24 protein-coding genes and 1 tRNA gene are annotated in these 22771 nt (G+C 59.1%); 14 read left to right on the forward strand and 11 right to left on the reverse strand.

Features of this window, described 5'->3' with window-relative positions; genetic code table 11:
• Position 1: 1 nt before the first annotated feature.
• The 5 genes from ABNH18_RS11965 to ABNH18_RS11985 form a co-directional block, all read right to left on the reverse strand.
• Entirely contained in the window at positions 2 to 802 is an 801-nt protein-coding gene (locus tag ABNH18_RS11965) for a M48 family metallopeptidase (RefSeq protein WP_349383029.1), read from the reverse strand.
• A gap of 111 nt (positions 803 to 913) precedes the next feature.
• Positions 914 to 989, reverse strand: a tRNA-Phe gene (locus tag ABNH18_RS11970).
• A 54-nt stretch (positions 990 to 1043) separates the two neighbouring features.
• Positions 1044 to 1328 carry an oxidative damage protection protein gene (locus ABNH18_RS11975; RefSeq protein WP_323773405.1) on the reverse strand — a complete coding sequence of 95 codons (285 nt, stop codon included), beginning with the start codon at positions 1326 to 1328 and terminating at the stop codon, positions 1044 to 1046.
• Between the two features lie 33 nt (positions 1329 to 1361).
• Complete coding sequence (gene mutY / locus ABNH18_RS11980) at positions 1362 to 2438, reverse strand: A/G-specific adenine glycosylase (protein WP_349383030.1); 1077 nt, start codon at positions 2436 to 2438, stop codon at positions 1362 to 1364.
• 105 nt (positions 2439 to 2543) lie between these two features.
• Positions 2544 to 4754, reverse strand: a complete 2211-nt coding sequence (locus ABNH18_RS11985) for an AsmA family protein (RefSeq protein WP_349383031.1) — start codon at positions 4752 to 4754, stop codon at positions 2544 to 2546.
• A gap of 111 nt (positions 4755 to 4865) precedes the next feature.
• Here ABNH18_RS11985 and ABNH18_RS11990 point away from each other — a divergent pair, with 111 nt between their 5' ends.
• The gene (locus tag ABNH18_RS11990; RefSeq protein ID WP_349383032.1) at positions 4866 to 6794 is read left to right on the forward strand and encodes a sensor histidine kinase; all 1929 of its coding nucleotides are present in this window, start codon (positions 4866 to 4868) and stop codon (positions 6792 to 6794) included.
• On the opposite strand, the gene ABNH18_RS11995 is transcribed toward ABNH18_RS11990, so the two are convergent.
• Positions 6789 to 7112 (reverse strand): GNAT family N-acetyltransferase, encoded by a 324-nt coding sequence (locus ABNH18_RS11995; RefSeq protein ID WP_349383033.1) that lies wholly within the window; start codon positions 7110 to 7112, stop codon positions 6789 to 6791. The genes ABNH18_RS11990 and ABNH18_RS11995 overlap by 6 nt on opposite strands.
• Positions 7113 to 7181: 69 nt before the next feature.
• On the opposite strand from ABNH18_RS11995, the gene hisB reads away from it, so the two are divergent.
• From hisB to ABNH18_RS12020, 5 genes are all read left to right on the forward strand, one after another.
• Positions 7182 to 7787, forward strand: coding sequence for an imidazoleglycerol-phosphate dehydratase HisB (hisB, locus tag ABNH18_RS12000; protein ID WP_349383034.1), 606 nt, complete (start codon positions 7182 to 7184; stop codon positions 7785 to 7787).
• 23 nt (positions 7788 to 7810) lie between these two features.
• Positions 7811 to 8452, forward strand: a complete 642-nt coding sequence (gene hisH, locus ABNH18_RS12005; RefSeq protein ID WP_349383035.1) for an imidazole glycerol phosphate synthase subunit HisH — start codon at positions 7811 to 7813, stop codon at positions 8450 to 8452.
• Positions 8453 to 8543: 91 nt separating this feature from the next.
• Positions 8544 to 9284 (forward strand): 1-(5-phosphoribosyl)-5-[(5-phosphoribosylamino)methylideneamino]imidazole-4-carboxamide isomerase, encoded by a 741-nt coding sequence (hisA, locus tag ABNH18_RS12010; RefSeq protein ID WP_349383036.1) that lies wholly within the window; start codon positions 8544 to 8546, stop codon positions 9282 to 9284.
• Positions 9285 to 9300: 16 nt separating this feature from the next.
• Complete coding sequence (hisF, locus tag ABNH18_RS12015; protein ID WP_349383037.1) at positions 9301 to 10077, forward strand: imidazole glycerol phosphate synthase subunit HisF; 777 nt, start codon at positions 9301 to 9303, stop codon at positions 10075 to 10077.
• A 149-nt stretch (positions 10078 to 10226) separates the two neighbouring features.
• Positions 10227 to 11114: a bile acid:sodium symporter family protein gene (locus ABNH18_RS12020; RefSeq protein ID WP_349383038.1), complete on the forward strand. Its 888-nt coding sequence runs from the start codon at positions 10227 to 10229 to the stop codon at positions 11112 to 11114.
• Here the strand turns inward: ABNH18_RS12020 and ABNH18_RS12025 are convergent.
• Genes ABNH18_RS12025 through ABNH18_RS12035 form a run of 3 tightly spaced genes read right to left on the reverse strand, consistent with a single transcriptional unit; the run spans position 11099 to position 14414 of the window.
• A complete protein-coding gene (locus ABNH18_RS12025) occupies positions 11099 to 11875 on the reverse strand; it encodes a divergent polysaccharide deacetylase family protein (protein WP_349383265.1) in 777 nt (258 codons plus the stop codon). The genes ABNH18_RS12020 and ABNH18_RS12025 overlap by 16 nt on opposite strands.
• Positions 11875 to 13197 carry a S41 family peptidase gene (locus ABNH18_RS12030; RefSeq protein ID WP_349383039.1) on the reverse strand — a complete coding sequence of 441 codons (1323 nt, stop codon included), beginning with the start codon at positions 13195 to 13197 and terminating at the stop codon, positions 11875 to 11877. Before ABNH18_RS12030 ends, ABNH18_RS12025 begins: the two co-directional genes overlap by 1 nt.
• 53 nt (positions 13198 to 13250) lie before the next feature.
• Positions 13251 to 14414 (reverse strand): murein hydrolase activator EnvC family protein, encoded by a 1164-nt coding sequence (locus ABNH18_RS12035; RefSeq protein WP_349383040.1) that lies wholly within the window; start codon positions 14412 to 14414, stop codon positions 13251 to 13253.
• A gap of 135 nt (positions 14415 to 14549) precedes the next feature.
• Here ABNH18_RS12035 and ABNH18_RS12040 point away from each other — a divergent pair, with 135 nt between their 5' ends.
• Genes ABNH18_RS12040 through secB form a run of 3 tightly spaced genes read left to right on the forward strand, consistent with a single transcriptional unit; the run spans position 14550 to position 15726 of the window.
• Positions 14550 to 14966 (forward strand): rhodanese-like domain-containing protein, encoded by a 417-nt coding sequence (locus ABNH18_RS12040; RefSeq protein ID WP_349383041.1) that lies wholly within the window; start codon positions 14550 to 14552, stop codon positions 14964 to 14966.
• Positions 14967 to 14979: 13 nt separating this feature from the next.
• Positions 14980 to 15240, forward strand: a complete 261-nt coding sequence (gene grxC / locus ABNH18_RS12045; protein WP_349383042.1) for a glutaredoxin 3 — start codon at positions 14980 to 14982, stop codon at positions 15238 to 15240.
• A 12-nt stretch (positions 15241 to 15252) separates the two neighbouring features.
• Complete coding sequence (gene secB, locus ABNH18_RS12050; RefSeq protein WP_349383043.1) at positions 15253 to 15726, forward strand: protein-export chaperone SecB; 474 nt, start codon at positions 15253 to 15255, stop codon at positions 15724 to 15726.
• Positions 15727 to 15863: 137 nt separating this feature from the next.
• Here the strand turns inward: secB and trmL are convergent, their stop codons facing one another.
• On the reverse strand, positions 15864 to 16334 hold the full coding sequence (trmL, locus tag ABNH18_RS12055) for a tRNA (uridine(34)/cytosine(34)/5-carboxymethylaminomethyluridine(34)-2'-O)-methyltransferase TrmL (RefSeq protein WP_349383044.1): 471 nt from the start codon (positions 16332 to 16334) through the stop codon (positions 15864 to 15866).
• A gap of 83 nt (positions 16335 to 16417) precedes the next feature.
• Between trmL and ABNH18_RS12060 the strand changes: the two genes are divergently transcribed.
• On the forward strand, positions 16418 to 16750 hold the full coding sequence (locus ABNH18_RS12060; protein ID WP_349383045.1) for a DUF4377 domain-containing protein: 333 nt from the start codon (positions 16418 to 16420) through the stop codon (positions 16748 to 16750).
• 14 nt (positions 16751 to 16764) lie between these two features.
• Positions 16765 to 17100, forward strand: coding sequence for a putative signal transducing protein (locus tag ABNH18_RS12065; RefSeq protein WP_349383046.1), 336 nt, complete (start codon positions 16765 to 16767; stop codon positions 17098 to 17100).
• Between the two features lie 452 nt (positions 17101 to 17552).
• On the opposite strand, the gene typA is transcribed toward ABNH18_RS12065, so the two are convergent.
• On the reverse strand, positions 17553 to 19361 hold the full coding sequence (gene typA / locus ABNH18_RS12070; RefSeq protein ID WP_349383047.1) for a translational GTPase TypA: 1809 nt from the start codon (positions 19359 to 19361) through the stop codon (positions 17553 to 17555).
• Positions 19362 to 19627: 266 nt separating this feature from the next.
• Between typA and ABNH18_RS12075 the strand changes: the two genes are divergently transcribed.
• Genes ABNH18_RS12075 through ABNH18_RS12085 form a run of 3 tightly spaced genes read left to right on the forward strand, consistent with a single transcriptional unit; the run spans position 19628 to position 22754 of the window.
• Complete coding sequence (locus ABNH18_RS12075; RefSeq protein ID WP_349383048.1) at positions 19628 to 20233, forward strand: ATP-dependent zinc protease family protein; 606 nt, start codon at positions 19628 to 19630, stop codon at positions 20231 to 20233.
• Positions 20233 to 21768, forward strand: a complete 1536-nt coding sequence (locus ABNH18_RS12080; RefSeq protein ID WP_349383049.1) for an inactive transglutaminase family protein — start codon at positions 20233 to 20235, stop codon at positions 21766 to 21768. The genes ABNH18_RS12075 and ABNH18_RS12080 overlap by 1 nt, the downstream gene beginning before the upstream one ends.
• On the forward strand, positions 21768 to 22754 hold the full coding sequence (locus ABNH18_RS12085) for an alpha-L-glutamate ligase-like protein (protein ID WP_349383050.1): 987 nt from the start codon (positions 21768 to 21770) through the stop codon (positions 22752 to 22754). The genes ABNH18_RS12080 and ABNH18_RS12085 overlap by 1 nt, the downstream gene beginning before the upstream one ends.
• Positions 22755 to 22771: the final 17 nt, after the last annotated feature.

Here is a 22771-nt window from a genome sequence, read left to right on the forward strand (position 1 = left end):
GTTACTCGTTTTGTGTGGTGCTGCAATCCGCTGGCGTTGCCTGCTGATAGAGCGGCATGGCCTTGTCCATGCCTGCGCTTAACGCCTCGATCCGGCTTTCATGGTTGGGATGGGTGGAGAGAAACTCCAGTGGCTGGCCGCTGCCTGCGGCGGCCATGTTTCTCCATAGTTCGGTACTCTGCCGTGGGTCGAAGCCCGCGCTGGCCATCAGCTCCAGTCCCATCAGGTCGGCCTCTTCCTCATGGCTGCGACTGAACGGCAGGGCGATACCCAGGTAGGCGCCTACGCCGAGAGCTTGCAGAATATTCTGGGTATCCGCATCCCCTTCGCTGAACAGTCCGATCACAAACAGCACCGCCTTGATGCCCAGTTCCTGGGTGAGCCTTTCGTTGCCATGCCTGGCCAGTACGTGGGCGATTTCGTGGCCGATGACGGCGGCCAGCTGATCATCGCTTTGTGCTATCTCCAGCAGTCCTTCGTTGACACCAATCTTGCCGCCGGGGAGGGCGAAGGCGTTGGGGTTGGCATCGGCGAACACCACCACTTCCCAGGTGTCCGGCAGAGTCACTCCGGGAAAACGGGCGGGGATGCGGTGGATGAGCTGTTTCGCCACACATTGTGCTTCCCGGTTGGCGCTCTCGTCGGCACTTATCGGTAACTGCTGCTGCATCTGCACAAACGTCTGCCGGCCGAAGTCAGCCATCATCGATTCGGGAACCAGTGCCAGCTGCTCACGGCCGGTGGGTGTCTGGTCGCAGCCGTAAAGTAGCAGGGGAATAATGATCAAGAGCGAACGATGCACGATGAGAGCCCGGTTGCCGTGAAGGTTTTTGCTCACGGTAGCGCAGGTGAAGGGCGTTGTGTAGCGGGATCAGAAACGAAAAAGGCCTCGCAATGCGAGGCCTTTTAAAGATGGTGCCCGGAGGCGGAATCGAACCACCGACACGGGGATTTTCAATCCCCTGCTCTACCGACTGAGCTATCCGGGCAATCAGGGCGCGTATTAAAGCGTCTGGAACGGGATGCGTCAAGCCATCAGGTGTTCATTTGTTCGCATCGTGAGCAACCGGGGTGTACCCCTCGGCTTTTTCATAGTTCTCGTTGTTCAGAAAACGATCACGCTGCTCGTCCAGAAAGGCCTTGGCTTGTGGATCCATCACGTTCAGGTGCTTCTCGTTGATCAGCATGGTCTGTTCGTGCAGCCATTCCTGCCAGGCCTTCTTCGATACCGTGTCGAAAAGGTCCTGACCCTTGGGGCCGGGAAAGGGCGGGCGGTCCAGGCCTTCCAATTCGGTCTGGTATTTGCGGCACATTACCGTGCGGCTCATGGCAACTCCGTGGGCTAATACGTGTGGGGTGGACTATAACATGCGGGTCTGGCGAGGTGAGGCCAGTCCCGTCAGCAGTTTTTTTACCGGTGCAGCGAGGCCGAGCTTGCCTGGCGCAGCCGGATCGACCCATTGGCCGTCGTTATCCCGAGTGCCCTGCACCTGCACCGCAATTTCCAGCGGGGTGATGTCCAGATGGAAGTGGCTAAAGGTGTGGCGAAAGCCGTCCAGAGGCTGGGCATCCGCTCGCGCGCGCAGGGCGCGGGCTTCCAGTGCCTCGCTGGCCTCAGCGGTGGTCTCGGTTTGCGGGAAGCACCACAGTCCGCCCCAGATGCCCTGGGCGGGGCGTTGTTCCAGCCAGACCCGGCCCTGTTCGTCGCGCAGGATCAGCATGGTGGTGGTACGCACCGGCAGGACCTTCTTCGGTTTCTTGCCGGGAAAGTCCTGCGGATTGCCGTTGGCATAGGCGCTGCAGCCCTGATTGAGCGGGCAGGCGCTGCAATCGGGTTTGCCGCGGCTGCACAGGCTGGCGCCCAGATCCATGATGGCCTGGGTGTAATCCGCCAGCCTGTCATTCGGGGTGTAGTGTTCGGCCAGTTCCCAGAGACGGTTCTCCACCGGCTTTTTGCCGGGCCAGCCCTCTACCGAATGCAGGCGGGACAGCACCCGCTTTACATTGCCATCGAGAATCGCGGCGCGAACGCCACGGCTCTGGGCCAGGATGGCGCCGGCGGTAGAGCGGCCGATGCCGGGCAGGGTGGTCACTTCTTCCACGGTCTGCGGGAATTCACCGCGGTAATTTTCCAGTAATTGTTTTGCGCATTTGTGCAGGTTGCGGGCGCGAGCGTAGTAACCCAGGCCGGTCCACAGGTGGAGCACTTCGTCCTGCTCGGCCAGGGCCAGAGTCTTCACGTCCGGGAAGCGTTCCATGAAGCGCTGGAAGTAGGGGATCACGGTGCTGACCTGGGTCTGCTGCAGCATGATCTCCGAGATCCACACCTGGTAAGGCGTGCGCGGATGCTGCCAGGGTAGATCCTGGCGGCCATGCTGATCGTACCACTCAAGCAGAGCCTGGCTGAACTGAGAAGGGGTCAGGGGGGATCTGGACATGGTTCTCCGAACGAGAATGGCGGAGGTGGGCTCTTGCCCATATCCGCCCTACCCGTGGTTTTAGGTTTTGGCGTGTTGCCTGCTGCGTGTTGCGTGCAGCGTCTCTTAATTAAACAGCTTCTTGAGACCGTCCTGGATCTGCTTGTTCACTTCTTCCTTGGCTTTCTTCTGGGCGGCATCCTTGAGTACTTCTTCGGTAGTGTCGCCTTCGCCTTCAATGCCGAATTTTTCTTTCAGCTTGTCTTTGGTGGCGTTGGCGGCGACCTGCTTGCCGATGTCCTTGAAGCCGTCCTTGTCCGGGCCACACCATTTGGCGGGGCTGCCACCCAGGTTGCCTTCGCAGCGCAGCGGCCAGGTGGTGCCGGTCAGGTACTTGGAGGTGCCCAGTTCCGGCGATTGCATGCCGATCTTCAGGTCGAAGTCCTGGTTGAGGATGTTCATCCAGCCATTACCGGTGATTTCCCCTTTTTGCAGGACCGCAGAGAGGCTGTCCAGATACGCCACGTTCTTGTCCAGCCGCGCCTTGGATTTCAGGTCGAGGATCTTGGTGTCCTCGGACAGGGCGCTGGGCAGTTTGCCGGATTCCTGGCTGGGAATCAGGGCGGTGGCCAGGCCCTGGAACTGGCCGAGCATGTCATTCACGCCGCCAACCAGGGTGCTGTACAGATTCAGGCCGCGCACGGTGGTGTCAGCCAGGGACAGGTCGATATTGCCTTTGGCGGAGTTCATCAGCGCTTTTTCGCTGTTGCCGCTGGCACTGTAGCTGCCGTTCATGTCGAACACCCCTTTGGCCAGATCATCCTCCAGCGCCATTTGTACCAGCGGTTGGATCTGGACGCTGGAGACGGTGTTGCTGGCGCTGATTTTCGGGGTGCTGCCGGAGGCATCCAGTTTGGCTTTGGCGCTGAAGCTGCCGCCCAGGGTGCTGCCGCTGGCGCGGGTCAGCTGCAAGACACCGTTTTTGGCGCTGACGGCAAATTTCATGTCGCTGGCGGTAATGCTGTCGTATTTCACGGTGCCAATGGCCAGTTCGCCGTCCACCAGCAGTGGGCGCAGGGTGTCCACCGGGATCAGCTCGTCACTGGACAGGCTGGCGGTTCCGCCGGTTTTGCCACCGCCGGCTGCGGCGGTTTCGCTATCGCCACTGGCAGGCGGCATGTAGCCGTCCAGGGTGATCTTGTCGAGCACCAGGTCAAAGATGATCTTGCCACTTTCCAGGCTGGCCAGGCCGGCGCTGCCGCTGAGGGTGCTGTCATCCAGGGTCAGGGTCAGCGGGCTGGCCATGACGCTGCCGGGCTCGCCGCCCAGGGTGGCGTCCAGGGCAATCTTGCTCAGTGCCTGGCTGTCGGTGGTTTCGATGGGCGCTTCGCCAATCGCTTCCAGCACCTTGTTGGCATCGAAGGGCGCGGTGGCCAGCTTGCCGCTGAGCTGCATGTCGCCGGTGAGGGCGCTAATGTCCACGTTGCCTTTGGTCTCGGTGCCGGCAGCTTGCAGCAGCAGGTCCTTGATGGAGACGGTGTCCTCGTTCAGGTTTACATCCAGATTCTGTTCCAGATGCACATCCACCGGCATGGTGGTGGCGCCGGCGATATTGGCATCCAGTGTCATCGGGTTGAGGACAAAATGGTTATTGTCGATATCGGCGGCCAGTACCGTGTCCAGATTCATGTCCACGCGCATATCGCTCTGGTCCTGATAGCGCAGGGACATCTGCAGCGGGAAGGGTTCATCCAGGTTCACGTCCTGGGCATTCAGATTAAAGTGCTCGACGACGATGTCGGTGCCATCGGCGGTGCTGCGGTAGCGAACCTTGCCGTCGCTGACCACGACTTTGGGAATGGTCAGCGGAATGTCCAGGCTGCTGCTGCCCTCGTCTTCGGCCGCCGGTTCTTCTTCAGTGGCGGTGTCTTCTGCCGGCGTCTGCGGGCCGATCTGCTCCCAGTTGGCGCCGTCCGGGCCGTCCACCAGGTTTACATTCAGGCCGGCCAGGGTGATGCCGTCCATTTCCACCTGGCCGTACAGCAACGGTAATACGGCAACGCTGACGCTGGCTTCGTCGAGGGCGGCGAACAGCTCTTCGTCATCGGCAATGCGGGCTTCGGTGCGGCCAAGACTCACGCCCAGCGAGGGCCAGAATTGCCAGGCCAGGTCACCCTGAATGTCCAGTGTCAGGTTCGCCTGTTCCTGTGCCTGTTTCTCGATTTCCGGCTTGAACTCGTTGGGATCAATCACCTGCGTGATCACAAAAACGGCAATGGCTAATAGCACAATGATGGCAAACAAAGTGATCAGCAAAATTTTTAACAGGCGTCCCATGTAGCACTCCTTGCGCGTTGGTCGTTGGACCGTGATTATAGCAGTGGGGATTCACTGACCATACCGTAGCATTATTCGTGATTGTTATTGTGACGTTAGGGGAAGAGCGTTTTGCGAAAGTTCCATGTTGTTGTCTTGATGGCGCTGCTGTTGGTGGGGGGCATGGTGCGTGCCGAGCCCATTGCACTGGTTTCGGCGGGAGATAGCGTTCAGTTGGGGGCCCGGGTGGATGTGCTGGAGGACCCGGAAGGCAACTGGACCTTGAGCCAGATTCGCGACCAGTTTGCCAGTCGTTTTCGCCAAAGTGACAGCAACACCCTGAATTTCGGTTTTACCAAAAGCACGATCTGGCTGCGTTTTCAGCTGGATGCCAGCCAGATGGATGGGCGTAGCTGGTTCCTGGTGGAGCGCTATCCGATTCTCGATGAGCTGACCCTGTTCGTGCCGCAGCCGGGTGGCGAGTTCCAGGAATACGCGGTGGGGGATACACGCCCCTTTGGGCGGCGGCCCATGGACCACCGCTCTTTTGTGTTCAATCTGGAATCGCTGCCAGACGGGGTGAGTGAGTACTATCTCAAGGTGCGCGGCAAGGGCGCATTGAACATGATGCCCATGCTCTACAGTGCCAAGGGGCTGGTGGAGTACACCTATCTGGAGCAGTTGCTGCAGGGGCTGTTCTACGGTTCGTTGACCATTATGTTGATTTACAACCTGCTGCTGTTTCTGTCCCTGCGTGACAATGTGCACCTGCATTTTGTGGTGTTTCTGACCGGGGTGCTGTTTTTCAATATCTGCGTCAGCGGCTTTGGATTGCAGTATCTGTGGCCGGAGACCCCCAAGATCAATGAATATTTCTGGCTGACCACCTATACCTGCGGGCTCTCGCTGGCGCTGTACTCACGGCAGTTTCTGCAGTTGGCCCAGCGGTTTCCGCGCTATGACCGATTGCTGAAGCATTACCTGATCCTGATCGGGGTGGCGTTCCTGCTGCAGTGGGTGATCCCGCCGCCGTATTCCTATCACCTGTCCACGGTGGTGGTGATGATGACGGTGGTGCTGTTCAGCTGGCTGGGTTGGGTGGTGTGGCGCCAGGGCTTCCGGGTGGCGCGGTTGTATGTATTGGCCTGGTCCGTATTTCTGCTGACAGTGTTCCTGTATGCCATCGGCAATCTGGGCTTGATTCCCTATAGCGTGGTTATTCCTTACCTGCTGCATTTTGGCGCGCTGTGGGTGGTGGTGATGTTGTCACTGGCGCTGGGCGACCGGATCCGGTTTCTGGAAAGCGAGCGCAAGCAGTTGTCGGTGGAGGCGCAGCAGAATCTGGAGCGTCACCTGGCGGATATCGAACAGATGAACCAGGACAAATCCATGTTCCTGCAGTACATCAGCCATGAGCTGAATACCCCGATCAACTGGATTGGTGCGGCCGACTCACTGGGGCAATCCGGGCAGGGGCCGGGTGAGAAAGAGGTGGATGTGTGGGCCATGGTGCGCAAGGGGCAGCGGCGCCTCACGGGGATCGTCAGCACCTCACTGCGGTATTTTGATCTCTCCGACCGCCACCAGCCGCCGTTGCAGGCCAGCTGTCAGCCCATGTGGATGTTCGACGCCATTTTGCGTGACCAGGCGGCGCGGATAGAGACTTGCGGTGTGGCGGTGCGTAACCGGATTTCACCGAATTTGCAGGTGCGAGCCTGTGAAGGGGAGTTGCGTGAAGTGCTGACCATGGCGCTGGATAATGCGCTGCGCTTCAGTGCCGAAGGCGATAGCGTGGAAGTCAGCAGCACCGTGGATGTGCCGGCGGGCCATGCCGAACTCTGTATTCGTGATGAAGGCAGGGGGGCTACCGCGGAGCAGCTGGAGCATATCCTCGAACCATTCTTCGTGATGGGATCACGTCACCATGAAGAAGGTTTTGGCCTGTCCCTGGCCATGGCGCGGGTGATGGTTGAGCAGGTGGGCGGTTCTCTGTGGGCGGAAAGCGCTGGCCCCGGGCGGGGCTTTGCGCTGCATATCCGGCTGCCACTGGCTCAGTTATAGGCCGCGCTGCTGCCGGCAGTGGTCTGGCAGGGTGAGCGTTTCTCCTAGCTGCTGGCCGATCAGACGCAGGAAATCCTTGCCCACCCCGCGCCCCTGAGTGGCGGGATGCACGACCATCCAGGCCAGCTGCGGCTGGTTTTCTTCTATCAGGGCGATAGCCACGCGCTGCCCATTGAAGTGGGCAGCGAACAGCCGCCCTTGCCCGCCAGCCACCGCATCGGCCAGCTTCTGGCGGTATTGCGGGGCATCACGCAGTACCTTGGCAAAGGCTTCGCACTGGGTTTCCGTAAGGGCATGGGCTTCTACGCTGATGGGCATCGACGCTCTCCGCTGGTTAGCTTCTGTTGGGGTGCGTATAATAGCCGGTCCAATGCCTGGGAGGTATAGATGAGCAAGCGAAGCGCTACCGTAGAGCGCAACACCCTGGAAACCCAGATTCAAGCCACCATCAGTCTGGATGGCACCGGTCAGTGCAAACTGGAGACCGGGTTGCCGTTCCTTGAGCACATGCTGGATCAGGTGGCACGTCATGGTTTGGTCGATCTGGATATCAAGGCCAAGGGTGACCTGCACATCGATGCCCACCACACGGTGGAAGATATCGGTATCACGCTGGGGCAGGCCTTTGCCAAAGCCATCGGTGACAAGAAAGGGGTGCGCCGTTACGGCCACGCCTATGTGCCTCTGGACGAAGCCCTGTCACGGGTAGTGCTGGACCTGTCCGGCCGTCCGGGTCTGGAAATGTTTGTGGATTTCACCCGGGGCAGCATCGGTGGCTTCGACGTGGACCTGTTCTACGAATTTTTCCAGGGCTTCGTGAACCACGCCATGATTACTCTGCATATCGATAACCTGCGCGGCAAGAACGCCCACCATCAGGCTGAGACCGTGTTCAAGGCCTTTGGCCGCGCACTGCGTATGGCGGTGGAGCCGGACCCGCGCATGGACGGCATTACCCCGTCCACCAAAGGTACCCTCAGCGAAAGCGAGTAACCGTACAGCACAGGCTCCCGAATATGAGTGAAGTCGTTGCCGTTATTGATTACGGCATGGGTAACCTGCACTCCGCAGGCAAGGCGCTGGAAAAGGTCGCCAATGGCCAGACCATCATCATCACCGGCGACCCGGATCAGGTTCGGGCGGCGGACCGGGTGGTGTTTCCCGGTGTGGGCGCCATTCGTGACTGCATTGCGGTTCTGAAAGACACCGGCCTGGATCAGGCCATCCGTGACGTGGCGGCGGCCGGCAAGCCGTTGCTGGGGATCTGTGTGGGCATGCAGGCAATGATGGCCCGCAGTGAAGAAAATAACGGCGTGGATTGCCTGGGAATTTTCGATGGGCAGGTCACGTTTTTCGGTGAGCAGTTCAGCGATACCGGTGCTCGGCTGAAAGTGCCGCACATGGGTTGGAACCAGGTGCAGCAGGGCATGGCGCACCCCATGTGGGCGGGGATCGATAACCATGCCCGCTTTTACTTTGTACACAGTTATTGCGTCACCGGGCTGCCCGATGAGGCCGTGGCCGGGCGTTGCGATTACGGCCTGAGCTTTGCCGCTGCCGCGGTCCAGGGCAATGTGTTTGCCGTGCAGTTCCACCCGGAAAAAAGCGCGGACGCGGGGCTGACCCTGCTGGAAAATTTTCTGCGCTGGAAGCCATAGAGCAGCGTTGCACGCAACAGGCAACAGGCAACAAGCTTGCGCGCGTGTTGCCAATTGCGTGTCTTTAATGCATTCAAACGAAGAGATTCTGATGTTACTGATTCCCGCCATCGACCTGAAAGACGGTAAATGTGTACGCCTTAAGCAGGGTCGTATGGAAGACGACACGGTGTTTTCTGATGATCCGGTTGCCGTTGCTAGCCATTGGGTGGAGCGTGGCGCCCGCCGGCTGCATCTGGTTGATCTGAACGGCGCTTTTGCCGGTGAGCCGGTCAATGGCGAGATCGTCAAGGCGATTGCCAAGGCCCACCCTAACCTGCCGATTCAGATTGGTGGCGGTATCCGTAGCCCGGAAATTATTCAGGCCTATCTGGATGCGGGCGTGCAGTGGGTCATCATTGGCACCAAGGCGGTGAATGAGCCGGAATTTGTCAAAGCCATGTGCGAGCAGTTCCCCGGCCACATCATCGTTGGCCTGGATGCCAAAGATGGCAAGGTGGCCACCGATGGCTGGGCGAATGTCACCGATGTGGATGTGATCGAGCTGGCGAAACAGTTTGAGAACGATGGCGTGTCTGCCATCGTTTACACCGACATCAGTCGCGACGGCATGCTGCAGGGCGTGAATGTGGACGCCACCGTGAGGCTGGCCCAGTCCATGTCGATCCCGGTGATCGCCTCCGGCGGCATTACCAATCTGGACGACGTGCGTAACTTGTGCGCAGTGGCCGACCAGGGCATCAATGGCGCTATCACCGGTCGAGCTATCTACGAAAACACCCTGGACTTTGCCGAAGGCCAGGCGCTTTCCGATGAGTTGAGCGGCGCCTGAGCGCCGGGGACGTATTATGGGTTTAGCCAAACGCATTATTCCGTGTCTGGATGTGGACGCCGGCCGCGTGGTCAAAGGCGTGCAGTTCGTGGATATCCGCGATGCCGGTGACCCGGTGGAAATTGCCAAGCGCTATAACGATGCAGGTGCAGATGAAATTACCTTTCTGGATATCACTGCCAGCCATCAGGAGCGCGATACCACGCTGCACACGGTGGAGCAGATCGCCAGCCAGGTGTTTATTCCGCTTACCGTGGGCGGTGGGGTACGTGCGCTGGAAGATATCCGTAACCTGCTGAATGCCGGCGCGGACAAAGTGGCGATCAACTCGGCGGCGGTACATAACCCGGAGTTTGTCCGTGAAGCGGCGGACCGGTTTGGTTCTCAGTGTATTGTGGTGGCCATCGACGCGAAAAAAGTCAGCGCGGAAAGCGCTCCCAATCGCTGGGAAATCTTCACCCACGGTGGCCGCAAACCCACGGGCCTGGATGCGGTGGAGTGGGCGCGCAAAATGACCGACTACGGTGCCGGTGAAATCCTGCTGACCAGTATGGATCGTGATGGCACCAAGAACGGTTTTGACATCGCGCTGACCCGTGCCATCTCCGATGCGGTACCGGTGCCGGTGATCGCTTCTGGCGGGGTCGGCAATCTGCAACATCTGGTGGACGGTGTGCAGCAGGGCGGCGCCGATGCGGTGCTGGCGGCGTCGATCTTCCACTTCGGTGAATACTCGGTGCAGCAAGCCAAGGAATTCATGCAGTCAGCCGGCGTGGAAATGCGTTTGGGCTGATCATCTCCCGGCCTTCTTTCGGTTGGGTTAACCTCCTGTCACAACTTTAGCCGTTACGTACTGGCTATAAATGGAACCCTGTTTTACTCTCGAGGTTTTGGGGGCGCTGCCCCCGTTGCAAGACCATAAAAAATCACGGGAGAGTTGTAATGGGTTCAGGTGCGTTGATTGATATCGGGCTGCCGTTATCGTTGTTTCTGATCATGGTGGGAATGGGCATGACCCTGGCCCCCAAAGATTTCCGCGAAGTTGTTATCGCCCCGCGTGGCACCTTCTATGGTCTGGTTTGCCAGATTCTTCTGTTGCCGTTGATTGCCCTGGGTGTGGCGCTGGCGTTGGATCTTTCGCCGGCGCTGGCGGTGGGGCTGATCGTGATTGCTGCCTGCCCGGGTGGTACAACCTCCAATTTGTTTGTCTATCTGGGCCGCGGTGATGTGGCCCTGTCCATCGTGCTTACCGTGCTGGCCAGCCTGATCACCATCGTGACGTTGCCTGCCTTTACCGGTTGGGGGCTGGAGCGTTTTCAGGACACCTCGCAGGCGCTGGAACTGCCCGTCATGCGCACCATCATTACCCTGTTTGTGATCATCCTGTTGCCTGTGGCGATTGGCATGGCGATTCGCCACTTTCGTCAACACTGGGCCGAGAAAGGCGAGAAAGCTGTGGGGCTGTTGGGGTTGGCGGTGATGGTGGCGGTGATTGCACTATTGCTGGTGGAGCTGGGCGAAGAAGCGCTGGAGTTGTTCAAGCAAGCCGGCTTATCCGCCATTATTCTCAATGTGGCCGGTATTATTCTCGGCATGGTCGGCGGCCGTGTGATCGGCTTAAGCCGTGATCAGGCTTTCACTGTGGCCATCGAGCTGGGGATCAAGAACGGCACGTTGGGGTTGATGGTGACGTTGACGCTGCTGCATTCCGAGGCCATGTCGGTGCCATCAGCGGTGTATGGCGTGCTGATGTTTGCGTTTGGTTTCTTGATGATCGGTTACGCCAAGCTCACGGGTATTGGTAAAAACCGGGATCAGGACCCGGCGTGAGTGCTGGCCCCGGTGGTGGCGGTGGTCACGGCCGGGGTGGTTAACAGGGAGGACACCGGCACGACATCAATGCCGGCGTCTTTCATTAGAGGCAGTACCTGTTGCAGGTAGTGCACGGTTTCCGGATAGGGGTGGCCGATGGCGATGGCTTGGCCGCGTTGCCGGGCAAGTCGGATCAGCTGATTGAATTGCTGGTTGATGCTGACCAGATCCCGTTTGTTATCCAGAAAGACATCGCGCCCGGCGTTGGACAGTCCTGCCTGCCGGGCCACCTGCTGCGCCACGGAGTGACTGCTGGTGCGGCTGTCCACAAAGAATAACTGGTGCGCCTTCAATTCTGCCATTAGCCAGCCCATGGGCTGTTGTTGCTCGGTGAGCGCGCTACCCATGTGGTTGTTCAAGCCGCGAGCCTGGGGGATCTGGCTAAGCGCTTGGCGAACCGCGTCTAACAGTTGGGGTTCATTCATTCCGGTCTGCAGGCCGCCGCGGTCCAGTTTCAAATGATTCTGTGTGGCCATGGGCATGTGCACCAGCACTTCCTTGCCGGCCAGACTGGCCTGTTCCGCTAATCGACGGCCATGGGGTGAAAAAGGAATGACGGCACAGGTGACGGGTGCAGGCAGGTCCACAATGGCCTGGCCGCGCTGGCGGCTGTATCCCAGGTCATCAATGATGATGGCAATGCGGGGCGCCGCCAGGGCGCTCGCACTTAGCAGCAGCCCCGGGAGCAGCAGCCCCAGGCCCAGTAACCGACCAACCATCAAGGTTGATCGTCGGGTTTTGCGGCCGCCGCGGGGCGTTGAGTGAGGACCACGCCTTTGAGGATGGAGAGCGCCTGTGCCAGCGGGTAATCGTCCTCGGCCAAGGAGCTGCGTTTCTTCTCTTTCTCACTGTCGCCGTTTTCGTTATCCAGATGGCGGGGCAGGTCTGCTTCGCGCAGGTGCATGTCTTCGCGCACTTCAATTTTGGTGACCACGTCCACGGCGATATCGGGTTCAATGCCCTCAGCCTGAATGGAGCGTCCCTTGGGGGTGTAATAGCGGGCGGTGGTGAGCTTCAGGGCGCGGTCCTTGCTCAGCGGCAATACTGTTTGCACCGAGCCTTTGCCGAAGGTGCGGTTGCCCACCACGATGGCGCGCTCCTGGTCTTGCAGGGCGCCGGCCACGATTTCCGAGGCGGAGGCGCTGCCGCCGTTGACCAGCACCACCAGCGGTTTGCCGTTCAGGGCGTCGCCGGCGCTGGCATCAAAATCGTTTCGGCTCGCCTTGTCGCGGCCCTGGGTGTATACCACCAGGCCGTCATCCAGGAACAGGTCGGTGACTTCCACGGCGCCGTTGAGTACGCCGCCGGGATTATTGCGCAGATCGAGAATCAGGCCGTTGAGGGCGGTGTCCTTGTTGAGCTTTTCCAGCGCCTTGCGGGCATCGTCACCGGTGTTGTTTTGGAACTGGGAAATACGCAGGTAGCCGAGGCCGGGCTCCAGCATTTTTGATTTCACGCTGTGAGTCTGGATGCGGTCGCGTTTGAGGCTCACTTGACGGGGTTTTTCGTCGCCTTCGCTCAGCACCATCAGTTCGATTTTAGTACCGATTTCCCCGCGCATTAGCTCTACGGCTTCGCCCAGGGTCAGCCCTTTCACGAAGGTGTCGTCGATCTTGAGGATCAGGTCGCCAGCGAGGATGCCGGCGTTGCTGGCCGGGGAGTCATCCACTGGGGTGATCACTTTCACGAAGCCGTCTTCCATGGTGACTTCAATGCCAAGGCCGCCGAATTCGCCGGTGGTGGTGACCTGCAGGTCGTCGAATTGGTCTGGCGTCAGGTAGCTGGAGTGCGGGTCCAGGTCGTGGAGCATGCCACGGATGGCCGCGTCCAGCAGTTCGCTATCATCCACGTCTTCAATGTAGGCCGCGCGGATACGCTCCATGACTTCGGCAAAGGCGCGCAGCTCATCCACCGGAACGCCTTGCTGGCGGGCCTGCTCATCAAGGGCAGGATCCTGGGCGTGAAGGGCGGTGAAAGGACTAAGGGCAAGCAGGCCTGTGATCACGACAGAACGGAGCGTGGGCAGGATGGTCGTTGGCATTCGGGATCCCCGGCGGGCACAGAAAAAAGCTGTGCGCGTTTCAATGTTCATCGTTAATTTTGCGCCAATGGCGGCAGTGTAACACGCTGATTGCACCAGCGTGTGGGGTTCACAGCCTTGCCCCGGTGGCGTATCTCGAAGTAGAGACCGTTGGTCCGGTTGCCGCCGGAATTGCCGGCCAGCGCCAGGCTGTCACCGGCGGATACCCACTCGCCTACTTCGCGCAGCAGGCTCTGGTTGTAACCGTAGAGCGTCAGGTAGCCGCTGCCATGATCGACGATGGTGAGTAGGCCGTAGCCGCGCAGCCAGTCGGCAAACACCACGCGCCCGGAATGGATCGCCCGGACCGGGGTGCCGGGGGCGGCATTGAAAATGACCCCTTGCCAGCGCAGCGCTCCTTCCCGGCGGCTGTTATAGCCGGTGGAAATGCGCGCTTCTACGGGCCAGGGGAGCTTGCCGGCCAGGTTGCCGAAGGGCTTGCCACCCAGGTCGGCAGGAATGTCATTGAGGCTGCGCTGCATGTCTTGCAGTAGTTTCTGCAGGCGCTGCTGGTCGGTTTTTAGCTGGTTAAGGTTGCTGCCCCGGTCATCCAGTGAGCGGTTCAGTGATGCCAGCGTGGTCTGGCGCTCTTGCTGGGCGCCTTGCAGCTTGTCTGCATGGCGTTGAACCTGGGTGCGTTGATCCAGCAGTACCTGACGGGCCTTGTCCACGCGCAGGGCGATGGCTTTGAGTTCGTCCAGTTCGCCGTTGACGGCCTCTAGGCGGTCGGTGCGCGCGCGCTGGTAATACTCCTGATAGCGCAGCAGGCGAGCGATTTGATCTGGCTGCTCCTGGTTAAGCAGTAACTTGATGCGTTCCTGGCGACCGGCCTGGTAGCTGGCGCGCACGGTTTTACCCAGCCAGTCCAGCTGGGTGCGTTTTTCAGCGGCGAGCACCGCCTGTTCCGCTTCCAGGGCGTCGAGGCGTTGCCGGGCGGTGCTGGCCTTTTTTTCCAGGCTGCGCTGTTCACGGGTCAGCCGGCTGATGCGCAGTTCTGCCTCGCGCAGGTTGGCCTGCACGGAATCGCGTTCGCGCAATTCGCGGTTTTGTGCATCGCTCAGTTCGCTGATGCGGGATTTGAGCTTCTCCAGCTGGGCCTTGCTGGGCGCAGTGTCTGCCGCCCCGCTAACAGGAAGCAGGATCGGGAGCAGTAGAAGCAATAGTAATCGTCGGGTCATGGCGCGGTTTTACCTTAACGGCCCGGGGATGTGTATACTTGGCGCCGATTTTCCTTCGGCTTTCTTTCCCGGGGGAAACAGTGGCGCTGTACCATTGGCGCCGATGAGAGCCAACGCTAATGATCCGGGGTTTCCATGGGCAATCTGATTGAATTCGCCAGCAACCATTATATTCTGGTGTCCGCCTTTTTTCTGTTGTGGGCACTGTTCTTTGTGCTTGAGTCCCGCCGCGGCGGCCAGTCGCTTACGCCGCAGTTGGCCACCAACATGGTGAACCAGAAAGAGGCGGTGATCGTGGATCTGCGCGACAGTGATGAATTCCGCGCTGGCCATATTGCCGGTAGCATCAACATTCCCGCCGGGCAGGCGCTTGATCGTATTGCAGAGCTGGAAAAATACAAGGACAAACCCCTCATCCTGACTTGTGATATGGGGTCAAAGGCCTCACATCTGGGGCGGCAGCTGCGCACCAAGGGTTTTTCTGATCTGTATCGCATTCAGGGCGGCTTGAATGCCTGGCGGTCAGCCAGCTTGCCGGTGGTCAAAGAGTAAGCAGGAGGCAGAAATGGCCAAAGTCGAACTGTATACCACTGCTTGGTGCCCGTTTTGCGTGCGTGCCAAGCAGTTGCTGAACAGCAAGAATGTGGCGTTCGAGGAGACCGATGTGGATCGTGAGCCCCAGCAGCGTGCAGTTATGATGCAGCGCGGGGGCGCCCGGACGGTGCCGCAGATTTTCATTAATGATCACGCCATCGGTGGCTGTGATGAACTTTTTGCTCTGGAGCGAGCGGGGGAGCTCGATGCTCTGCTCGGAGCAGGCCAGTAATAGGAGAAGAACATGGCTGATGAACAGCAACAGGTTTTCCAACTGCAGCGTATTTACCTGAAAGACACCTCCTTCGAGTGCCCTGGCGCACCGGACGTGTTCCTGCAGGAATGGAAGCCCAAGGTGAACGTGCAGCTGAACAACAGCGCCCGTCGCGTGGGTGAAGGTGATGAATTTGAAGTGGAAATCACCGTGACGGTGACCGCCAAGGACGAAGCTGAAGAAAAGACCTTCTACTTGGTGGAAGTGAAGCAGGCCGGGATTTTCACTGTGAAAGGCATCGAGGGTGAAGAGCGGGCGCAATTGCTTGGCGCGTATTGCCCGAACCTGCTGTTCCCGTATGTGCGTGAAGTGGTATCGGATCTGGTAGCCAAGGGATCATTCCCGCAAATGGTGCTGCAGCCGATTAACTTCGATGCGCTGTATCAGCAGCAGCGTGAGCAGCAAAAGGAAAATGCCGCGGCAGCTGGCGAGACGGTTCAATAACGGTTGTCGCTGCTGTAGAGGCGTTGTCGTGATATAGATGACGCTCGCTACGCTGCAAAAAAAGCCGCGCCCAACATTAGGGCGCGGCTTTTTTCGTTTTAGGACGGCAGCCCCGGTTTTCGTCAGGCTATCGCGGGTTAATGATCCACGGCACCATCATAGCCCAGTTGTCGCCATGCCTCGTAAAGTGTGACGGCAACGGCGTTGCTGAGATTGAGGCTGCGGCTATCTGCCACCATGGGTAGCCGCAGCTTTTGTGTTGGCGGCAGGCTGTCGAGAATGTGAGCGGGCAACCCCCGGGTTTCTGGCCCGAACAACAGAACATCCCCGTCCTGAAAACTCGCCTTGCTATGAGGTTGGCTGCCCTTGGTGGTCATGGCGAATAGTCGCTGGCCGGCAACACTTTCCTGAAACGCGGCAAAATCCCGGTGCACCTGTAATGCGGCAAATTCGCTGTAGTCGAGGCCGGCGCGGCGCAGCTTTTTCTCTTCCAGGGAAAACCCCAGTGGCTCAATCAGGTGCAGCTGAGCGCCGGTGTTGGCTGCCAAGCGGATAATGTTGCCGGTGTTGGGAGGGATTTCCGGTTCGAACAGGGCGATATGCAGCATGTCGGGTTTTGCCTTGGCGGGGTGGGCGTGGTACTGATCAGAACTACGATAAGCGCTACGACAAGAATAACAGGACATGGATGATGATGTGGAAACACGGGATCTTGGCGTTGTTGTTTTTACTGGCTGGTTGCAGTGAGCCTTCGCCGCAGGACAAGCCGGGGCAGCTTCTTTATGTGGCACCCTATGGCTCGGCATGTATTGGTGTCGGCGTGATGGAGTGTTTGCGGGTCAAGAAGGAGGCCGATGCCAATTGGGCGTTGTTCTATAACCACGTAGAAGGCTTTACTTACCAAGAGGGGTTTCAATACACCTTGCGTGTGAAGGTGGAAGAGGTGGAGGCGCCGCCGGCGGATGGCAGCAGCCTGCGCTATACGTTGCTTGAGGTGGTGGAGAAAACCCCGGTGAACCCGTAGCGGAGGAGAGGCCGGTGAAGTGTGTTTTTCAGGCAAGGCACATGATTGAAGCCCATATGCTAGCTAACCTGCTGGATCAGGTGGGTATCATGGCTCAGGTGCAGGGTGACATGTTGCAGGGTGGCATGGGCGAGTTGCCGGCGGCCGGGCTGTCGACGGTGTGGGTGGCGGCCAATGATGAAGATCGTGCCTTGGAGGTCATTGCCGAGTTTGAGGCCAGTCAGCCTGCTGACAGGGGAGAGGGGGCGCTAACGACCGGTTCCGCCCCGCTGGCCGGGCAGGGATTCCTGGCTGGCTTGTTGTTGGGGGTGGTGATCGGTGCGGTGATGGTGTTGATGTTATTCGGTTGAAAGCGCGTTGACGGTGCGCTGGACGCAAAAAAAGGTTTGTCGCGGAGTGAAGTGAATAGCCGGCTTCAGGCCTTGTCTCATTATCCTGGGCTGGCAGCCGCTGGACGCCGGATGCCCGACGACAGACGCTTGCATTCAAAAGCTGAAACCCTTGGTTGCGATGCTCTCTGCGCAAAATGTATTGCCCGATCATTCCTAAATGATGGCCCTGACTATTCCTGAAAAAATCTCAAAATGCCCCTCAAAGGAGATGCCGCAATAACGACAGCCGCTCAGGCTATGAGCTTTTACGCTAGGCATTCGGCGTCGAGCGTTTGGCACAATGCCGGGTATTCGCGATAACCCCATCAGACGGCGAGAGGCGAGTTATTCAGTCTAATGCGTGATGAGCACAAAAAACGCCACGTTTTTAGGCGTGGCGTTTGATGTGTGCAGCGTGTTGCGTCTCTTGCTTAACGTCCGGCGCGCTTGCGCTCCGTTTCGGTGAGCAGCTTCTTGCGAATACGCAGGGAGCTGGGGGTCACTTCCACCAGCTCGTCGTCTTCGATGAAGTCCAGAGCTTGCTCCAGGCTGAAACGGATCGGCGGGGTGAGAACGATGTTCTCATCGGTGCCGGAGGCGCGCATGTTGGTCAGCTGCTTGCCCTTGGTGGGGTTCACGACCAAGTCGTTGCCGCGGCTATGAATGCCGATGATCTGGCCTTCGTATACGTCCACGTTCGGGTCGATCAGCATGCGGCCACGTTCCTGCAGGTTGAACAGGGCGAAGCCCAGCACCTTGCCTTTCACCATGGATACCAGCACACCGTTGATGCGCTTGGCCATGTCGCCGGCCTTGTACTCGCCGTAGTGGCTGAAGGTGCTGTTGAGGATGCCGGTGCCGGAGGTCAGAGTCAGAAACTGGCTACGGAAGCCGATCAGGCCGCGGCTGGGCACCAGGAATTCCAGGCGAACCCGGCCTTTGCCGTCAGGCTCCATGTTAGTCAGCTCGGCCTTACGCAGACCCAGGTGCTCCATGATGGCGCCCTGGTGTTGTTCTTCCACGTCGGCGACAACGGTTTCGTAGGGTTCCTGCTTGACGCCGTCTTCTTCGCGGATGATCACCTGTGGGCGACCCACTGCCAGCTCGAAGCCTTCACGGCGCATGTTTTCGATCAGCACGGACAGGTGCAGTTCGCCACGACCGGAGACGCGGAACTGGTCGGCGCTGCCGGTTTCTTCCACACGCAGGGCCACGTTGTGCTTGAGCTCGGCTTCCAGGCGCTCGCGGATCTGGCGGCTGGTAACGAACTTGCCTTCCTTGCCGGCAAACGGTGAGGTGTTGACGTGGAAGAACATGCTCACGGTGGGCTCGTCCACGCTCAGCGGGGTCAGCGCTTCCACGTTCAACGGGTCACATAGGGTATCGGAGATGTTTAGCGGGTCTAGACCGGTGATGCAGACGATCTCGCCAGCGGAGGCGGTGGTGGCGTCTACCCGCTCCAGGCCGTGGTAGCCCATGATGGTGAGGATCTTGCCGTTACGGACATTGCCGTCGGCGCCGATGACTTTCACCGGGCTGTTGGCCTTGATGTTGCCGCGCTTAACGCGGCCAATGCCGACGATGCCCAGGTAGCTGTTGTAGTCCAGAGAGGAGATCTGCATCTGGAACGGGCCGTCGGCGTCTACATTCGGGTAGTCCACTTTGTCGACGATGGCTTGCAGCAGCGGGGTCATGTCGTCAGCCAAATCGTCCGCGTCCAGGCCGGCGATGCCATTCAGGGCGGAGGCGTAGATTACGGGGAAGTCCAGCTGCTCGTCGGTGGCGCCCAGGTTGTCGAACAGATCGAAGACCTGGTCCATTACCCAGTCCGGGCGGGCGCCGGGACGGTCGATCTTGTTGATGACAACAATCGGCTTGAGGCCGGCGGCGAACGCTTTTTGGGTCACGAAGCGGGTTTGCGGCATGGGGCCGTCCACTGCGTCTACCAGCAGTAGCACGGAATCCACCATGGACATTACCCGCTCTACTTCCCCGCCGAAGTCGGCGTGGCCGGGGGTGTCCACGATGTTGATGCGGTAGTCATTCCACTGGATAGCGGTGTTTTTGGACAGAATGGTAATGCCCCGCTCTTTTTCCAGGTCGTTGGAGTCCATGACCCGTTCGATGTCGCCGGCGCGATCTCCCAGGGTGCCAGACTGTTGCAGCAGCTTGTCCACCAGGGTGGTCTTGCCGTGGTCAACGTGGGCGATGATGGCGATATTGCGCAGACGTTCAATCACTAGTGATGCTCCAAATATGGTGGGCGAAACCGTGCCAGCGGTTTCGCAGGGGCGCGCATTATAGCAGCGTAACGTGTGGGTGATAGCCCGCCGGTCAGCCTTTATCGTAAGATTGGCAATTGTGAACAAGTTCAAAATTTCACGGTTGAGCCTGCGGGCGGGCCGATGATCGCCTAGAATGGCGCAACCATTTTACCCGGGACGGGTCAGAGGCTGGGCCAGTGGCCCCTGTGATCGGGCTATAACGCTTTTGCAATCAGGTTGTTATGATGCGCACACTCCTTGCTCTGCTGCTGGTCTTAGCGCCCTTTGTGGTGGTGGCTGACGACTCTGCCGGCAAGATGATTTATGGCTTGCACGAAAAAGTGCATATCAAGGAGCTGGGCATTACGGTGCCGGCCAAGCTGGATACCGGCGCGGATTCTGCCTCCCTGAGCGCCCGTTACATCCGCACTTTCGAGCAGGATGGCGTGGATATGGTTGAATTTGACCTCTCCATCGACCGTGATGACCGGGAAGAGTGGGGCATCGCCACGGAACAATGGGATGATGTAGAGCTGCCGCTGTCCGGCCATGTGCGCATCAAGCGGCGGTCAGAGAATGTTGCGCCGGGGGATCGGGATTACAGCCGTCGCCCGGTGGTGACCTTGACCGTCTGCATGGGCAAGCGCGAAGAACAGATTGAAGTGAACCTGACAGACCGTAGTGAGTTTCGTTACCCGCTGCTGATTGGCTCCGAGGCGCTGCAAGGTCTGGGTGCTCTGGTAGATCCGTCATTATCCATGGCGGTGGGCGAGCCGGGTTGTCAGGACAATGAGGCGAATGTGGTCGAAAGCGACGACGAGACAATGGAGGCTGCCGAGGCGCTATAATGGGTTCTGTGAAGTTGCAAGCGCGGCTGCTTGCCGTTTTCCTGCTTTTGTTGGGTGGTGGCAGTATCGCTTACCAGTTGCTGGTGCAAAATGTGCCGTTGAGTCAGGACGAAAAGGATCCGGTATGGGTGGTGGATGCCCAGGTTTCCTTTGCGGCCAAGGCCAACAAGCCTGTCAAAGTGCGCATGTTTGTGCCGCCGCTGGGGGTGGGCTATACCACGCTTAATGAGAGCTTTATCTCCAACAATTACGGTGTGAACGTAAATGTGGAGAAAGGCAATCGGCAGGTGACCTGGTCGTCACGGCGTGCCGAAGGCAGCCAGTACCTTTATTATCGCCTGATGCTGACCCCGCGCTATGCGGATAGCCCGGAAAATGATCCCGGCCCCCAATTTCGTCCGGCCCCGACGCTGGATGGCCCGGAAAAGCTGGCCGCCGACGCGCTGCTGGAGCCGATTCGTCAGCACTCGGCGGATGTGGAAACCTTTATCAGCGAGACCATCAAGCGGGTCAACGAGCTGGAAAACGATAATGTCCAGCTGCTGCTGGGCAGCGACGTGAGCCCGGAGAACAGGGCCAATGTGATTGATCTGTTGTTGGCGGTGGCGCATATCCCGGCGGAGCCGGTGCATACCCTGCGTTTGGCGGAGACTCAGGGGCAGCAGCCGGAGCTGTGGCTGCGCAGCTTTAACGGCAAGAAATGGCTCTATTTCAATCCGCTCAATGGCCAGCAGGGCCTGCCGGAAGATCGTCTGGTCTGGTGGAGTGGCCCCGGGCCGCTACTGAATATTGAAGGCGGCAAGTCTGCGGACGTGAGCTTCAGCGTGCACGAAAATGAAATGAGCGCGTTGCAGCTGGCCCAATCCCTGCGTTTGAAAGACGTGAGCAGCTTTATCGATTTCTCCCTTTACGAGCTGCCGCTACCTGCCCAGCAACTGTACCGGATCCTGGTGATGATTCCGGTGGGCGTTATGTTGGTGCTATTTATTCGTTCGTTGATCGGTATGGAAACCCTGGGCACATTTACCCCGGTACTGATTGCCTTGGCGTTCCGTGAGACGCAGGTGGTCTGGGGTGTGCTGCTGTTTACGTCGATCACTGCCATCGGGCTGTCGGTGCGTTCCTATCTTGAACATCTGAAATTACAGTTATTACCTCGACTTTCTGTGGTGCTTACCTTTGTGGTGATCGCCATGGCGTTGATCAGCCTGCTGGGCTACAAGCTGGGCATGGGCTCGGGCCTGTCGGTGGCGCTGTTCCCCATGGTGATCCTGACCATGGTGATCGAGCGGACCTCCATTGTCTGGGAAGAGCGAGGTGGCTCCCAGTCGTTGAAAGTGGCGCTGGGCACACTGGTGGCGGCAATCTTCTGCCACCTGCTGATGGTGTGGCAGCCGCTGGTGTATTTCGTATTCACCTTCCCGGGTGTGTTGTTGTGCCTGGCCGCAATCATGGTGCTGATGGGGCACTACCGGGGCTATCGCCTCACCGAGTTATTGCGGTTCCGTGCCATGGTGGACGGGGATAAGCGCTGATGTTTTGGTCGAAAACCCGCAAGGCCCTGCGCGCCCGTGGCGTCATGGGCATCAACCAGCGTAACGGCGATTATATTCTGCGCTACAACAAGCGCAGCCTGTACCCGTTGGTGGACGACAAGATTCAGACCAAGGAAATGGCTCTGGATGCGGGCATTAGGGTGCCGCAAATGTACGGGACCATCGCGACAGAGCAGGGCATCAGTACCTTGCATCGGGTGGTCGAGCAGCACCGGGATTTTGTGATCAAGCCCGCACAAGGTGCCGGCGGCGACGGTATCATGGTGATCGCCGATCGTTTCGAGGATTATTTCCGCTCCGCCTCCGGGCGCATCATTACCACCGAAGAGCTGGAGCACCATATCTCCGGGATTATTTCCGGGATTTATTCTCTGGGTGGCCATCGCGATCAGGCGCTGATCGAATACCGGGTGCGCTCCACGGAACTGTTCAACCGAATCAGTTTCGAGGGGGTGCCGGACATTCGCATTATCGTGCTCAAGGGGTACCCGGTGGCGGCCATGCTGCGCCTGCCTACCCGGCAATCCCAGGGCAAGGCGAACCTGCACCAGGGCGCCATTGGCGTCGGGCTGGATCTAGCCTCCGGCGTCACCTTGGGCGGGACCTGGCATAACCTGAAGATTGAGCGTCACCCGGACACGGCGAACCCTGTGGCCGGGTTGACCGTGCCGGATTGGCAGGAGTGCCTGGAGCTGGCGGCGCGTTGCTACGACCTTACAGGGCTTGGGTATTTGGGCGTGGACTTGGTGATGGACGCGGAGCATGGTCCGATGATGCTGGAGCTTAATGCCCGCCCGGGGCTGAATATCCAGATCGCCATGGATGATGGTTTGCTGCGCCGTTGTCAGATCATTGAAAAACAGCTGGAAACCTTGAAAGACGAAACCCGCCCAGTGGCTGAGCGTGTGGCCTTCGCAAAACAACAGTTTGCGGTGGCTGGCCCGGTGCCGGCGGAAGAAGAGTAATACAGCAAGCGGCAAGT

This window comes from Alcanivorax sp., from assembly GCF_040118815.1.
In the GTDB taxonomy this organism is placed as follows: domain Bacteria; phylum Pseudomonadota; class Gammaproteobacteria; order Pseudomonadales; family Alcanivoracaceae; genus Alcanivorax.